At 59.6% G+C, this 14,853-nt stretch carries 12 protein-coding genes; 5 read left to right on the top strand and 7 right to left on the bottom strand.

Annotation, left to right across the window (positions count from 1 at the left end):
* Window positions 1–203: 203 nt before the first annotated feature.
* The gene (gene metF, locus NZK35_RS13995) at window positions 204–1,094 is read left to right on the top strand and encodes a methylenetetrahydrofolate reductase [NAD(P)H] (protein WP_259633156.1); all 891 of its coding nucleotides are present in this window, start codon (window positions 204–206) and stop codon (window positions 1,092–1,094) included.
* A gap of 319 nt (window positions 1,095–1,413) precedes the next feature.
* Here the strand turns inward: metF and NZK35_RS13990 are convergent, their stop codons facing one another.
* Entirely contained in the window at window positions 1,414–2,238 is an 825-nt protein-coding gene (locus tag NZK35_RS13990; protein ID WP_259633155.1) for a hypothetical protein, read from the bottom strand.
* A gap of 179 nt (window positions 2,239–2,417) precedes the next feature.
* Here NZK35_RS13990 and NZK35_RS13985 point away from each other — a divergent pair, with 179 nt between their 5' ends.
* Genes NZK35_RS13985 through rfbA form a run of 3 tightly spaced genes read left to right on the top strand, consistent with a single transcriptional unit; the run spans window position 2,418 to window position 5,691 of the window.
* Window positions 2,418–3,740, top strand: a complete 1,323-nt coding sequence (locus tag NZK35_RS13985; RefSeq protein ID WP_259633154.1) for a prolipoprotein diacylglyceryl transferase — start codon at window positions 2,418–2,420, stop codon at window positions 3,738–3,740.
* Entirely contained in the window at window positions 3,737–4,804 is a 1,068-nt protein-coding gene (rfbB, locus tag NZK35_RS13980) for a dTDP-glucose 4,6-dehydratase (protein WP_259633153.1), read from the top strand. The genes NZK35_RS13985 and rfbB overlap by 4 nt, the downstream gene beginning before the upstream one ends.
* Window positions 4,801–5,691 carry a glucose-1-phosphate thymidylyltransferase RfbA gene (gene rfbA / locus NZK35_RS13975; RefSeq protein WP_259633152.1) on the top strand — a complete coding sequence of 297 codons (891 nt, stop codon included), beginning with the start codon at window positions 4,801–4,803 and terminating at the stop codon, window positions 5,689–5,691. Before rfbB ends, rfbA begins: the two co-directional genes overlap by 4 nt.
* A 23-nt stretch (window positions 5,692–5,714) precedes the next feature.
* Here the strand turns inward: rfbA and NZK35_RS13970 are convergent, their stop codons facing one another.
* The 3 genes from NZK35_RS13970 to proB all read right to left on the bottom strand — a co-directional run bounded on the left by NZK35_RS13970 (window position 5,715) and on the right by proB (window position 9,261).
* Entirely contained in the window at window positions 5,715–6,515 is an 801-nt protein-coding gene (locus NZK35_RS13970) for a hypothetical protein (RefSeq protein WP_259633151.1), read from the bottom strand.
* A 315-nt stretch (window positions 6,516–6,830) separates the two neighbouring features.
* Entirely contained in the window at window positions 6,831–8,012 is a 1,182-nt protein-coding gene (locus NZK35_RS13965; RefSeq protein ID WP_259633150.1) for a S1 family peptidase, read from the bottom strand.
* A 97-nt stretch (window positions 8,013–8,109) separates the two neighbouring features.
* On the bottom strand, window positions 8,110–9,261 hold the full coding sequence (gene proB / locus NZK35_RS13960; protein ID WP_259633149.1) for a glutamate 5-kinase: 1,152 nt from the start codon (window positions 9,259–9,261) through the stop codon (window positions 8,110–8,112).
* Between the two features lie 312 nt (window positions 9,262–9,573).
* Here proB and NZK35_RS13955 point away from each other — a divergent pair, with 312 nt between their 5' ends.
* The gene (locus NZK35_RS13955) at window positions 9,574–11,187 is read left to right on the top strand and encodes an amidophosphoribosyltransferase (protein ID WP_259633148.1); all 1,614 of its coding nucleotides are present in this window, start codon (window positions 9,574–9,576) and stop codon (window positions 11,185–11,187) included.
* 216 nt (window positions 11,188–11,403) lie between these two features.
* Here the strand turns inward: NZK35_RS13955 and NZK35_RS13950 are convergent, their stop codons facing one another.
* The 3 genes from NZK35_RS13950 to NZK35_RS13940 all read right to left on the bottom strand — a co-directional run bounded on the left by NZK35_RS13950 (window position 11,404) and on the right by NZK35_RS13940 (window position 14,602).
* A complete protein-coding gene (locus tag NZK35_RS13950; RefSeq protein WP_259633147.1) occupies window positions 11,404–12,504 on the bottom strand; it encodes an acyltransferase family protein in 1,101 nt (366 codons plus the stop codon).
* Between the two features lie 318 nt (window positions 12,505–12,822).
* Window positions 12,823–13,773 (bottom strand): ribose-phosphate diphosphokinase, encoded by a 951-nt coding sequence (locus NZK35_RS13945; protein ID WP_259633146.1) that lies wholly within the window; start codon window positions 13,771–13,773, stop codon window positions 12,823–12,825.
* Window positions 13,766–14,602: a sugar phosphate nucleotidyltransferase gene (locus NZK35_RS13940; protein ID WP_259633145.1), complete on the bottom strand. Its 837-nt coding sequence runs from the start codon at window positions 14,600–14,602 to the stop codon at window positions 13,766–13,768. Before NZK35_RS13940 ends, NZK35_RS13945 begins: the two co-directional genes overlap by 8 nt.
* Between the last annotated feature and the right edge of the window lie 251 nt (window positions 14,603–14,853).

Raw genomic sequence — 14,853 nt, 5'->3', positions numbered from 1 at the left:
GGTATTGGGCTTTAGCCGCCGCCTGGGGTCGCTGCTTCGCAGCGCGCGAGGAACTGTCGCCTGAAGGCCTAGGCACCAGCGTGCGCGGGGCCGCAGGTATTCGCGTTTCCCACCTTTCTGAGAGGACGCATTGCGAATCTGGTCCAGGGGCTACAATAGACGCCCGTTCCAATACGATTTATCACCCCGCTTTCCGGTCCCAGATGAGTTCTCCGATCAAACTTGCCGATCACTTCAACGGCGAGCAATGCGCGATTTCGTTCGAGTTGTTCCCGCCGAAAACCGATGCGGGCATGGATCTGCTGGAAAAGAACGTCGAGCGATTGAAGGCGTTTCAGCCGAGTTTCTTCACCTGCACCTACGGCGCCGGCGGTTCGACCCAGTCGCGCACCCTGGATGTGGTCCAACGGGTGCGTGAGCTGACGGGGCTGCCCGTTGCGTCCCACCTGACCTGTGTCGGAGCGACCGTCGATCAGCTAGGCGAGTACTTGGCCGAAGCCAAGCGGCGCGGGGCGGATTACATTGTCGCATTGCGTGGCGACCCGCCCAAGGGCAGCGAATCGTTCCAGGCAGTCGAGGGCGGATTGCGGTACGCCAACGAATTGGTCGAACTGATCCAAGAACGTTTCCCCGATCAGTTCGGGATCGCGGTCGCCGGTTATCCGGAAGTCCACCAGGAAGCGCCCGATGCACAAACGGACCTCGACAACCTGAAGCGAAAGGTCGACGCGGGGGCAGACGTGATCGTGACGCAGTTGTTCTACGACAACGATGACTTCTATCGTTTTCGCGATGCCTGCCAAGCCGCGGGGATCAACGTTCCGATCGTGCCCGGGATTTTGCCGGTGACCAATTACAAGCAGGCGCTTCGCATCGCCGGCATGTGCAAAGCACGCATCCCGGACCAGATGGCCGCGGCCATGAACGAAAACGAAGATGCCGACTATCAATTCAAAGTCGGCGTGGATCACGCGCGAGTGCAAACGATCGATTTGATCGAAAATGGCGTCCCCGGAATTCACTACTACGTGCTCAACAAGAGCGACGCGGCAGGTCAAATGCTCGACGGCCTGTCGTTAGGCGTTCAGTCGTAAGCCACGACTCAGGGTGTGCTACGCGACTCCGGGTTGGGTCGTCGCACGGCTCTGCGGTGGGAAGCCGTGTGGCGCGACGGGTGTCGAAAACAGTCAGGTTTCGACACTTCTCGCTGATCGCCATCGCATCGTGACGCACAACGCCGATCTGTTGCAGGGACGTCTCCGGATCTGTCGAGCGGAACTGAATTTCCGCAATCGGTGTGAGTGGCATTCAGCGAGACGTGTCCAAATTTCCCGTTTCTTACAGGTCACATCACAGGGCGACGTCGAGCTTCAAATCCAAGATAGCTGGAAGCCAAACCTGCTTTCGATCGACCTATCGCGGAAACGCCGCCAGCGGCACGTCGCGGTAGAGCGTCAGCATGCCGGCGACTTCGTCGAGGCGTTGTTGGCTTTCCTTGCTCAGCCCCGGTTTGAACTTGTAGGACGAGACGAATGTCCGGGAGTGGGTCTGGGATTTCAGTGTCAATGTGACGGTTTGAGGAATCAAGCCCTCGGCCGCGATGGCATTTCCCAGATTGATTCGGGCAAACGGCGGGGTGCCGAGTTTGCGAACCAGATTCACACGGGCGACCCAGTCGGTGAACTCGGCGAAGCGATGGGGTTGTGCCGCCATCGACGGTTCGGCGGTCGCGACGCTGTAGTGATAGTCGCCGAACTCGATGTTGTAGCGATTGTCTTGGTTCGGATCCTTGGTCGTCTTGGCGTCGATTCCCAACCGTGTCTCCAGGCCTTCGTTGGTGGCAAAGAGTCGAAATCGGGCTGCCGCGGTCACGATTTCTTGATGGGTGATCGTTGATTTGACGTGGTCGACGCGTGAGAGCAAGATGACTTGGGAATTGACCGGGTCGATCAGCGTCACGTCGCGCGGTTCGGTCAATCCAAAGTCGTAGGCTTTGCCGTCTTTGAAAAGCACCAGGTGGCGATCCTGGAGCTGTAGTTTTTCGTTGCCGAGCACTTCAAACACCTCGACGGTGACTTGGAATGCGTCGCCGGGTGCGACCGGGACGTTGGCGGCGGCGAGTCGGACCTGGGGCGGCTCGGCAGCAACGGCACGGGCCGACGCGAGCAGGCTGCACCAGGCAATCAAAATCATTGCCGCGAACCGATTCGGAACGATGGAGTGGGAAGGCCGCATCATGCTGGCGATCTCGTAGGTGTGGTTCGTGATCGGGTGGTCGTCCTCCGGCGGTCGTCATTGGGGGGATGCCACGAGGCGACCTGGACTTTTTCACTCTCTGGAGCGTAGAAAAGGGAGACGCCGGTGGTCTAGGCCAATGTCACCGGGTTTTTCGCAACTTCAACCCTTCACCGTCATCGATGCAACGCACGCTTTTCTTCATTCCCCACGAAATCGGGCCGTTTCCCGTGTTTGGGTTCGGTTGGGCGCTGGGGATCCTCGTGCTGGCACTCGTCGTTCGGCTGGTCTGGGCCCAATTTCAACTCAGCCGGCACGCGGGAGAAAAGGACCCGTCCGGACCACCGACGCTCGGGCAGGTCGTCGCCGGCGAAGGCCTGTTTTGGGCGATCGCGGCGGGCTTGGTCGTGTTTATCCTGCCCAACGTCGAACTGAAAAACGTCGCCGGTGATCCGGTCGGGATGGCGATCCGCGGCTACGGCGTGTTCCTGGTGTTGGGCGTTTCGAGTGCAATTGCGCTGGCGGCCTACCGAACCGAGCGTGCCGGCATGAACCCCGAGTTGATTTTTGGGTTGGCCCCCTGGGTCTTCATCGGCGGCATCGTCGGCGCGCGGCTGTTTTATGTGATCCAGTACCGCGACCAATACATTGGAGAGACGACGCTGGAAACGATCAAGAACATGCTGGCGTTCACCGAAGGCGGGTTGGTGGTCTACGGTTCGTTCATCGGGGGATTTCTGGCTTTCCTGGTTTTCACCTCTCGAAACAAAATCCCGTTGCTGCGTTTCGGTGATGCGATCGTCCCCTGCATTTTCTTGGGCGTCTTTTTCGGCCGGATCGGCTGCCTGCTCAACGGTTGCTGTTACGGCGGGCGATGCGAACCCGGCTGGGCATCGCTACGGTTTCCGCCGATCACGAAGGTGTATCAAGAGCAACTGGCCAGCGGCGAATTGCTGGGCATGAACATTGATTTAAAAACAGGCAAGATTCGTTCGGTGGTCCCGGACAGTGTCGCGGATGAATTGGGCATCAAGGCCAACGACATTTACGAAGCCGGTGATTTTGATCGACGTCCGTTCAAGCAAGCCGACCCGGCGACTCCCGAAGAAGAGATTGTGCCCGGATGGATGATGCGTGTTTCCGGTAAGACACACGTGTTGTCTCCCGACGAACTTCCCGAGCGGGCATTGCCGGTGCGTGCGGCGCAACCGATCAGCAGCGTCAGTGCCTTGGTTCTGTGCATTGCACTTTGCGTCTTGTCGTTGATGATCAACCGCACCGGCGCGTTGATGTTCATCGGGTTTGCTTCCTATGCGGTGTTGCGGTTTGTGCTGGAGATGGTTCGGGTCGACGAGGCCGGACAATTCAACACGTCGCTGTCGATTTCACAGTGGGTCAGTGTTGTCGTGTTGAGTCTGTCGATCGCGGGATTGATTTGGCTGTATTTCGTCCGCACCGAAACGGTCGATGGCAACGACGCTATGAGGTCAGGGGTGGCCAAGTGAAGATCCTGATCACCGGTGGTTGCGGGTTTATCGGCAGCAACCTGATCCGCCATTTGCTCACGTCGTCGTCGCACTCCGTCATCAACGTGGACAAATTGACGTACGCGGGCAATCCCAACTCGTTGGCAGACGTTGCCGACGATCCCCGCTACACGTTTTGTCGTATCGACATCGCGGACCCGAAGGCGATGCGTGGCGTCTTTGCCGAACATGATCCCGACGCCGTGATGCATTTGGCCGCCGAATCACATGTCGATCGTTCGATCGATGGACCAGCCGCGTTCATCCAGACCAACGTGGTCGGCACGTTCCATCTGTTGACCGCAGCGTTGGACCACTACCGAGGCCTCGCGCGCGAACGCGCCGCGTCGTTTCGCTTTCTTCACGTCTCCACCGATGAAGTCTACGGGGCACTTGGCGCGAGCGGCGAGTTCACCGAGTCGACACCCTATGATCCGCATTCGCCGTACTCGGCCACCAAAGCCGCTTCGGACCATCTGGCTCGGGCGTGGCGGACGACGTACGACTTGCCCGTGATCGTGACCAATTGCAGCAACAATTTTGGGCCGTATCAGTTCCCCGAAAAACTGCTGCCGTTGATGATCATCAAGGCGCTCGGGGAACAAGAACTGCCGGTCTATGGCAAGGGTGAAAACATTCGCGACTGGCTGTATGTGCTCGATCACGCCCGAGCACTGTGCCGTGTGTTAGAAGACGGACGCGTCGGCCAAACGTACAACATCGGCGGGGACAGCCAGCGGCGCAACATCGATTTCGTCCGGTCGCTTTGCAGCATCTTGGACGAACTGAATCCGCGCCGCGACGGGCGATACGAAGAGCTGATCTCGTTCGTGCCCGATCGGCCGGGGCATGATTTCAGGTACGCGATCGATTCGACCAAGATTCGCAGCGAACTCGGTTGGCGGCCACAATTCGACCTGGAAACCAGTCTTCGCCAAACCGTCCATTGGTATCTCACCCATCGCGACTGGTGGCAAACGATCCTGGACGGGAATGATCAACTCCAGCGACTCGGCCAGGTCTCAAAGGCGGATCCATCATGAAGGGCATTATCTTGGCCGGCGGCAGCGGCAGCCGACTGGCGCCGCTGACGACGGCGATCAGCAAACAACTGTTGCCCGTCTACGACAAACCGATGATCTATTATCCACTGTCGACGTTGATGTTGGCCGGAATCCAAGACATATTGCTGATCAGCACCCCCAGTCACACGCCGCTGTTTCAGTCGTTGTTGGGTGACGGTTCGGGGTGGGGCCTTCAGATTTCTTATGCGGTCCAACAGCGTCCCGGCGGGTTAGCCGAAGCGTTGATTCTGGGAGAAGATTTTTTGCAGGGCCAACCGAGTTGTCTTGTTTTGGGCGACAACGTGTTTTACGGCGAGGGCCTGATTCAACTGCTACGCGGTTCGGCGGAACTGGTCCGCGGCGCGAAAATCTTTGCCTATGAAGTGCGAAACCCATCGGCTTATGGCGTCGTCTCATTCGATTCCGCCGGCCGCGTGATCACGTTGGAAGAAAAACCCTCCGAGCCGCGATCCAACTTCGCCGTGCCCGGTTTGTATTTCTTCGATTCCCAAGCCAGCGAGATTGCAAAGCAGTTGTCGCCTTCACCGCGCGGCGAACTGGAGATCACCGATCTGAATCGCGTTTACTTGGAACAGGGAACGTTGGAAGTGAAGGTGCTGGGCCGTGGGATCGCCTGGTTGGACACGGGGACCCACGAGAGTTTGCATGACGCCAGCAGTTTTGTCGGTGCGATCGAAAAACGGACGGGGCTGAAGGTCTGTTGTCCGGAAGAGATCGCGTTTCGAAATAACTGGATCGATCGCCAGGGGCTCGCCCGCTGTGCCGATTCGATTCGGCACAGCGAGTATGGACGCTATCTCCGCAAGCTGCTCGAGCATCCGATCACGCATCGCGGCGAAGCGTAGGGCATGCTGTGCATGCCGGTTGTCTACGCGACTTTCTTGAAATCCAAGCCGGCGTTGTTGGTACCGTCCAGCTGGAACGTGAAACCGTTCGGTCCCAGGGTCAGCTTACCGGCCATCTTCTGCAGGTCATTGCTGCGGACCAGCGTCAAACGTCCGTCGGTCACGCGGTATTGGCCCGAGAACTGGCTGGTCTTGCCGTTGTTGCTGACGACCCACGAAAACGTGCCGCTGCCGTTTAAGTTCAATTCAATCGTGACGTTGCTCGGCAACGTTGCCCGAAAGCTGCCGATGTGGTCGGGCGTGGCTGCGGAGGCTGCGACCGGTTGCGCGGAGGGTGGCGGCGTGGTTGATGGAGTCGTCGCCGCCGACGGCTGGGAAGCGGCGAGTGACGCCAGGGCGGCCAGCGCGGACGTTTCGGCATCCACCGCTGAAGTCGTTGCGGTCGTTTGCGAGGACGGTTGTGATTGGGCGGTTGCTGCGGTGCCGGTGGGTTGCGGTGCTGCTGACGTTTGCAACGCGACTTGTGCCCGCGGTCGCGGACGAACGGCAGCCACGGTCGACGCGGTGGAAACCGGCGGTGCGACCGCGGCGGGTTGCACCGTTTGATGCAACGGCGGGTTGAAGGTCGGCCGAGCGTTATGGATCGGCGGCGTCACGGGCAAGGTCGTGCGATAGTTCGACGCGGCTCGGGAATAGCCGCCATAAACCGGGGCATAAGAAACTCGCCCTCCGCGTCCGCCACACGCAGACGCTGTCGGAACGGATTGAATCGAGACGGCGGCGATGGCAGCGGCGACGAAGAGTTTTTTGGCAGTGCGTTTCATGGGTCGAGATCCGGAAGAAAGAATGTTGGGTTGTGGCGTTGAGTTGCCGTTCAAACAACCAAGCGGATCTCGTGGGAGAATGTTTCAAGTTTTGAGTTTCAAGTTTCAAGTTTCAAGTTTCAAGTTTCAAGTTTCAAGTTTTCTGAAACCAGAAACCAGAAACCAGAAACCAGAAACCAGAAACCAGAAACCAGAAACCAGAAACCAGAAACCAGAAACCAGAAACCAGAAACCAGAAACCAGAAACCAGAAACCAGAAACCAGAAACCTGAAACCTGAAACCTGAAACCTGAAACCTGAAACCAGTCCCTCCCCCTACTCGGCCAACCAGGCTTGCAGCGTGGCTTGGGCGGTTTTTTGGTCGGGTTTCGGCTTCAGGTCTTGTTCCATCGCGGCGGCCAGGCGGGCGACGTAATCGATGGTGCTTTCGATCGCTTCGTCGCTGGCGGTCGCGTCCAGTTTGGCGACGTAGAACACGACGTAGCCGGAGTCGGTTTTTTCGATGGCCCAGGCGCCGAGTTTGGTCGCCGTGTTCTGACGCAACAGACGCATCAGCAGCGTTTCGCTGGGAGCCTGGTCGGTCGTCTGGACCGTCGACCAGATGCGTCGGATGTCGGCCCGGCCGTGGTATTCGGTATTCTTGGCGACGAAGACGGCTTGGGTTTTTGATCCGACCGTGCGGTCGATTTGGTAGTGGCCGCTGGAATGTCGGGTGTATTCGATCCCGGCTTCGTCGAGCAGCACCTTGGCCGGCAGCGGGGCACTTTTCCAGGGGCTGTCCAGCATTTGGCGGATTTCGGTGATATCGACACAGAAGCTGACCAAGGGGCTTTGCGGAGAGAATGACTGGGCCAATCCGACCAGCTTTCCCGCTTCGTCGACGATCGGACCACCGCTGTCACCCGGCTTGATCGGGCTCTGTGTTTCCAACGCCATGAAGTCATGTTCGCCGTGGCTGGATTTGAATTTCTTCTGGTACACCGACCGAACGGTCCCGGCGGTGTAGATCCACAGGATTTCGCTATCACCGGGGTTGCCGACTAGAGCGACTTTGGCGCCCGGGGTCGTGCTGTCATCGGCCATCGCGATCGCCTCGATCCCAGCCGGCACGCGGGACAATTGGATCAGGGCCAAGTCGCGTTTGCGGTCGACCGCGACGACATCGCCTTGAATGCCCAGTTTGAGAATGTTGTCGAGGTAAAATTTTCGTCGAACGGCCAATTTGCCGCCCGATTGGGTCGGGAAAAACACGACGGCCTTGCGGCTTTCGCCGATCACATGGGCGTTGGTCAAGAGCAGCTTTTTCTCGGCATCGACGTAGACGCCGGTTCCGGCCGAGGTTTCATTTTCGGCGTTGCTGGTGATCACCCACGCGGTGCTTTTGAGCGTTTGCTGGTAGCCGGCGGAATCGGCGTGCAGCGGGGTGGTTGGCAGGGCGATCATGCCCAGGGCGATCAAAAACGGGTAGAGCAGCGTGTTTCGGGTCCAAACGGGCATGGCGGCACCTGGCGACAGAGAGTGCGCGGCGAGTTCATTCGCCGCGGGCGGACGGGTCTGTCTCACCAAGCGGAGATCGCCGGGGAGTGTTACCGGCTCAGATTCGCAGCGTCATGTTGTCGCGATGGACGACCGAATCGTACGGGCGATGGCCGAGGATTCCGGTGATCATGTCGCTGATCTTTCCCTTGATCCGATCGACTTCCTTGGAGGGATAATTGCACAGCCCCCGAGCGATTTCGTTGCCCTCCTGGTCTTTGATCGTGACCACGGCACCGGCATTGAATTTGCCACGCACCTCTTGGATACCGATCGCCAGCAGACTGCGACCGTTCTCGCGTAGTGCCCGTGCGGCACCTGCATCGACGATCAATTGGCCTTCGATTTCGGCCGAACCACTGATCCAACGGCGTCGCCCGCGGAGGGTTCGCTGGCTGGGCAGAAACAGCGTTCCGATCGAATCGCCGCGGAGGATCTGTTCCAGCACTCCGTCTACGCGGCCGGGGCCGATGATGACGGAGTGTCCGTGCGCGGTGGCCAGTTTTGCCGCCGACAGCTTGCTGGCCATGCCGCCCTTGCTGAGCGTACTGCGGTGATCTTGGGCCAGGCCCAAGATTTCGTCGTCGAGCGATTGGACCAAGTCGATGCGTCGGCTGCCGGGGGCGTCGGGTGGGCCGTCATAGAGTCCATCGACGTCCGACAGGATGATCAGCAAGGCTTGGTCCAGGAGCCCGGCGACTTGCGCGGCCAGGCGGTCATTGTCGCCGAACGTCGTCATCAATTCCGCGACGGCGACGGAATCGTTTTCATTGACGATCGCCACGGCGCCCAGTTCATGGATACTCGCCAGCGCGTTTCGGACGTGCAGGTATCCGTCGCGGCGGCGCAGATCGTTGCGTGTCAGGAGGACTTGTGCGGCATGCCGGCCATACCCCGCCAACGCTTTCTCATAGGCCTGGATCAGATCGGCTTGTCCGACCGCGGCGACGGCTTGCAACGTTGCCAAATCGGTCGGGCGTCGGTCCAGATTCAGTTTTCCCATGCCGGCGCCGACCGCCCCGCTGCTGACCATGACCGTCTGGCGGCCGGTGTCGGCGATCTCGCACAGGCCATTGGCGAGCGATTCGATCCGGCGGCGATCCAATTTGCCTTGGGGATCGGTCAACACCCGTGTGCCGACTTTGACAACGACGCAGCGTGCTCCCTCGATCGCGGCGTGACGCAGCTGGCAGGAATCCGAATCAGTCACAAAGGCAACAAACGGCGAGGAAGTTTGGGCGGAACGCGAAAAAACAGGTCCGGCGGACGTTCTCAAGTAAACTGTCTAAGCGACAGACAACCCGAACACGATAACTTCAGTCACGAAGATCGCCTATCCGGCAAAAGGCGGGTGATTGGCCAAACCGCGTCAAATTTTCGAAAATCGATTCCTCCCCGCGACTGGGCGGTTCGACAAATCGGTCTGCATTTGGACAATAGGCACGTAGACATCCGCGACGAGTCACTTTCTCGCTGCGATCCCATGATCTCCCCTCTCAACGTTTGACGAGCAAACCCCGGCATGAGCGAGTTGCATCACGAATGCGGTGTCGCGGCGATTTACCATCTCTCCGGCCGCGGGCGGAGCCCGATGTGCACCGACGAGGGGCCGCGTCAGATTTCTCGGTTGCTTCCGCGGATGTTGCTGGATATCCAGAACCGCGGCCAATTGGCCGCCGGGATGTCCACGTATGATCCCGATCGAGCCAAATTGCTGCACACACGGAAAGACGTCGGCACCGTCACCGAGGTGTTTCGGCTCAACCACCGCGCCAAATGCGAGTCCTTGATGCGGGGGCTGGCCGGACGTGCGGCGATCGGTCACGTCCGCTACGCCACCTGTGGCCAGGACGATCGCAGCTACGCTCAGCCGTTTCAGCGGGATCACATCCACAAACGAAAATGGTTCAGTTTTTGTTTCAACGGCCAACTGGCAAACTATGGCGTCTTAAAAGAACGCTTGTTGGCCGACGGCGACCATCACCTGACACTCGATACCGACACCGAAATCATTCTGCACGAAATCGGCCGGGTGCTCAGCCATTCGACCGAGCGGATCGAATGGATCGATGTGCTGCGACAGGTCGCCGCCGACTTTGACGGTGCGTACTCGTTGGCGTTGTTGACCGCCGAAGGCGAGATGATCGTCGCCCGCGATCCGCTGGGCATCAAACCGATGTGTTATGTCCAAGAAGGCCCCCTGTTTGCCGCGGCCAGCGAAAGTGTGGCGCTGCTGAACTTGGGTTTTGAAACCGATCAAATCAAATCGCTGCCGCCGGGACACGCGATCATCGTCAGCCCCGAGTCGGGGTTTCGGATGGAACAGTTCGCGCCGGTCGACAAGCCCGCCCATTGTTTCTTTGAATGGATCTACTTCGCCAACGTCGCCAGCACGCTGGATGACCGCAGCGTTTACTTGAGCCGAACACGGCTGGGGGAAGAACTCGCTCGCTGTGAACGCGAACTCGGTCGCGTCCCGTTGGATGATCCCGACACGATCATCGTCCCCGTGCCGGACACCAGCAAAGCTGCCGCCGACGCGATGGCTTATCAACTTTCCATCCCCTGCCGCGAAGGCTTGATCCGAAACCGCTACGCCGGTCGAACGTTCATCGAAGGCGGCCGGGCTCGCAAAGTCAAAGCGGCGACGAAGTACACTCCGCTACGGGAGGTGATGGAAGGCAAACGCATCATCCTGGTGGAGGATTCGATCGTCCGCAGCACGACCATGAACGTGTTGTTGGATCGGATTCGCGAAGTCGGTGGGGCCAAAGAAATTCACGTTCGCGTGGCCTGTCCGCCCATCGTCGCGCCGTGTTTTTACGGCATCGACATGAGCACGATCGATCAGTTGATCGGGCCCAAGTATTTCGGCACCGAAGGCGATTTGACCGATGAAGCCCAGCAACGGCTCGCCGATGACTTGGGCGCCGACTCGCTGAGGTATCTGCCGGTCGAAGCGCTCGCACGCGCCATCGAATTACCAGCCGACCATCTGTGTCGAGCCTGTGTCACCGGAAAGTACCCGACCACCTGTGGCCAGCACCTGTACCAAATCGCGCTGGACAACCGCGGCAACAAGATCGATTCCGGGCGAACCTACGAACAGCTCGCCGCCGCACTGAGCGAGCAGTGATCGGGGGCGAGCAGTGATTGGGGGCGAGCAGTGATTGGGGGCGCGCGAGTGCACCCAAGGTCCGGCCACCATCAGCTCGCCAAGACTTTCACAGCGCCGGCCCTCTCTGGCGTTTGCTTGTTGCGCAAACGCCGTCTCTCCCAGCGGGAGAGGATCTAAATCGGTTGCCAAATCTTGCAGTAAAAGAATCGACGTCCGTTGCGGTGTCGCGCAATGCTACTCCGTCGCCACCGCCGCGGATGTCTGTTCCCCGCTGCGATAGCGTTCCCAGCGCGTCCGCAACCAATTCGTGATCGGGCCTTCGATCCGCGTGGTCACCAGCGTCGCCAGACAGAACGCGAACACGACGGCCAAGCCGAAGCACACCACGGGCGGATAGCCGCTGTGGTCGAGTCGGTGAATCAACACGCACCCCAAGTTGTTGTGGCACAGGTAAAGCGCGTAGGAGATCGTGCTGACGAACAGCAGCGGACGGAACCGCAGCACGGGCATCTTGCCGTACGCACAAGCGGTCACCAGCCCCAGAATCAACGCCGTCGCCGCCGGGTTGTGCTTGCCGTGATCAATGCTGTGAAAGACGAAGGCGGCGACCAGGATGCCCAGCAGGTTCTGCCACAACCGCCCCGTTTTGGTTTTGATCATGTACAGCAGGAATCCCATCGCGAACAACGGAACGAAATCCAACAACATCAGTCGTCGAGCGGCCGTTGCCAGCGAGAACCACCACGCACCCGCCGCCGTCGATTCCACCGCATCGAGCGCCGGGCAGACGAAATACGACAGGACCAGCAACGATCCCCAGCCGACAAAGTAGCGCCGCAGACCGCCGGACCGATACAACGCCACCAGCGTGAAGTAGAACATCATCTCGACTTGCAACGTCCACATCACCGGGTCGACGCACTCGTGTCCAAAGATGCGTGGCAACAACGTCAAATTGGCGGCGAATTGCGCCGTCGTGATGCCGATCTCATTGAGCGGCGCGAAGCTCATGATCCATAAATTGGCAACGATCACCATCAGGAAAATCGGCAGGATGCGGATCAACCGCGCGGCGACGAAGTCGACGGGTTTTCCGCGTCGCATCAGCGACATGCTGTTGACGAACCCCGACAAAATGAAAAACATCTCCACGCCGTACGCCCCGTAGGGCCATTCGAAACCCAGTGGCGAGGTGTATCCGAATTTGACGCTGTAGACGTGCGTGAAATGGAACAGCAGCAGGTTGATCGCCGCGAGCGCCCGCAGTGAATCCAACTCCAGGATGCGTCGATGTGGCTGGAGAACGTGTTCAGTGGCTGGCGAGTTCTGGGCCATGGGAGAACCGAGAGGACCGTCGTGGGGCGTGCGGAAGTGATCCTGAAATGTGCTTTGCCCGTTCGCCGCCATCGGCGGGTTTCCGCCCGACCTGAGGTGGTCGAGTCGGAAAGCACGCAAGAAATTCCAGATGTGCCGGATGCGCCGCCCGTTCCACCATGCCGGTTGCAGGTTGTTTTGCCCCCCTTTTTAGACCCATCACCGTTCCCGGCATGGCACCGCAGGCTCGAGTCATCCCATCGGCATGAAGTTAAGCGGCAGCTACACGGGACGGTTGTTTCTGAATTGGTTGCGCCATTCCGATCCAGCCCTGGCCGGTTAGCGTTCGCGGAACAGTTCGCTGATCGATTGATCGTGGTGGATCCGTTTGATCGCTTCGGCCAACAGCGGTGCGACGGACAACTGGACCATTTTGGGCAGCATCTTGTCTGCGGCGATCGGGATCGTATCGGTGACGGTGATCGAATCGACGGGGGCTTCGCGGAGGCGTTCGATGGCCGGTCCGCAGAAGACGCCGTGCGTGCAGGCGATGTGGATTTCCGCCGCCCCGGCTTCGTGAACCAGTTTGGCGGCACCACAAATTGATCCGGCGGTGCTGATCATGTCGTCAAACATCAGCGCGATCTTGCCTTCGACGGGACCGCCGATGATCGTGCTTTGGCGGACTTCCAATGCGTTGGTGCGTCGTTTGTCGACGATGGCCAATTTTCCGCCGAGTCGTTTGCCGTGGCCGACGGCCCGCTTGATGCTGCCTTCGTCGGGGCTGACCACGACGATCTTGTCATCGGTCAATCCGCGGTTGCTGAAGTGTTCATTGAGCACCGGCGCCGCATACAGGTGATCGACCGGGACGTCAAAGAAGCCTTGGATCTGGGCGGCGTGCAGATCCATCGTCAACACGCGATCGGCACCGGCGCGAGCGATGATGTTGGCGACCATCTTGGCCGTGATCGGCACGCGGCCTTCGTCTTTGCGGTCTTGTCGCGCATAGCCGTAGTACGGGATCACCGCGGTGACCCGTTCGGCACTGGCGCGTTTGCAACAATCGATCATCACCAACAACTCGAACAAGTTGTCATTGACCGGCGGGCACGTCGACTGGACCAGAAACACATCGCGTCCTCGGACGTCTTCGTCCAATTTGCAATAATTTTCCCCGTCGGGAAACTTGCCCAGCGAGATCGCGGCCGGTTCAAGGTGCAGGTGGCGGCAGATCTTCATCGCCAGATCGGGATTGGCCCTGCCGCTGAAGATTTTTAGTTCACGCATAACCCATCGTCCGCATCTGTTGGTCGACCAATCGAAGTTCGTCAGGATTGTTGATCGACAGTGATTCACACGGTTGCAGCGCCGGCAACGCCGCGACCGGGCGTCCGGATTCTCGCAACAAACGCGCACAATCGGTCAGATAGTATTCGCCCTGGGCGTTATCGTTTTTCAACATCGCGAGCGCATCGAGCAGATCCGGGGTGCGGAACAGGTACGTGCTCATGTTGACTTCGTTGATCGCCAACTGTTCGGGGGTCGCGTCCTTGTGTTCGACAATGCCGATGAAATCGCCGGCTTCGTTTCGCACGATGCGGCCGAGCCCGGTCGGGTCGTCTTTCTTCAGCGTGCCCAGCAGCAAGGCCGGTTGTGTTTCGTTAAAATGCGCCAACAGCGTTTTCAAGCTATCGGCTTGGATCAGCGGGGAATCCCCCGCGACCACGATCGTGGGGCCGGTTTGGTCGGCCAGAAAGTCACCGCAACACTGCACGGCATGGCCGGTTCCGAGTTGTTCGGCCTGCAGTGCGAATTGAATGTTGCTCTCCTGCCGCGTCGCCAGCTCTCGTTTGACCGCATCCGCCTCGTAGCCCACCACGACGATCTGGCGTCGGATGCCGGCGGCTTCCAAGGCGTCGATGACGAAATGGATCATCGCTCGGCCGACGACCGGGCAGAGGACTTTGGGTAAATCGCTGTTCATACGCGTCCCTTTGCCGGCGGCCAACACGACCGCACAGGCCCCGCTGGACGCACTGGCCCCGCTGGACGGACTGGCCCCGCTGGAGGCTGGGGTGCTGGGGGGAGAGGAACGGGAAGGGTCGGGGGAATTCATCGGTCTGGGGATTGGGGGGACAAACGAAAACCAAAGGCTCAGAAGCGGCATGTTCGCTTTCGAGCACCGATCCAACAACCACCACCCCAGCGGTGAGAATCGACGAATGCCAAAATAGTGTCCCCAGGCCCGGTTTTATCGGGGCGATCAATTCACATCGGTCGCCGCGCCGCCGGCTGACCGGTCTGTTGATTGAGTGAGCCGTGACGCGTGAGCGGCCGGGCATTCTGACGCCCGCCCGAGGCCTTACG

Origin of the sequence: Stieleria sedimenti (genome assembly GCF_025060895.1) — a bacterium.
Lineage (GTDB): Bacteria > Planctomycetota > Planctomycetia > Pirellulales > Pirellulaceae > Stieleria > Stieleria sedimenti.
This window is presented reverse-complemented; position numbering and strand designations above follow the sequence as displayed.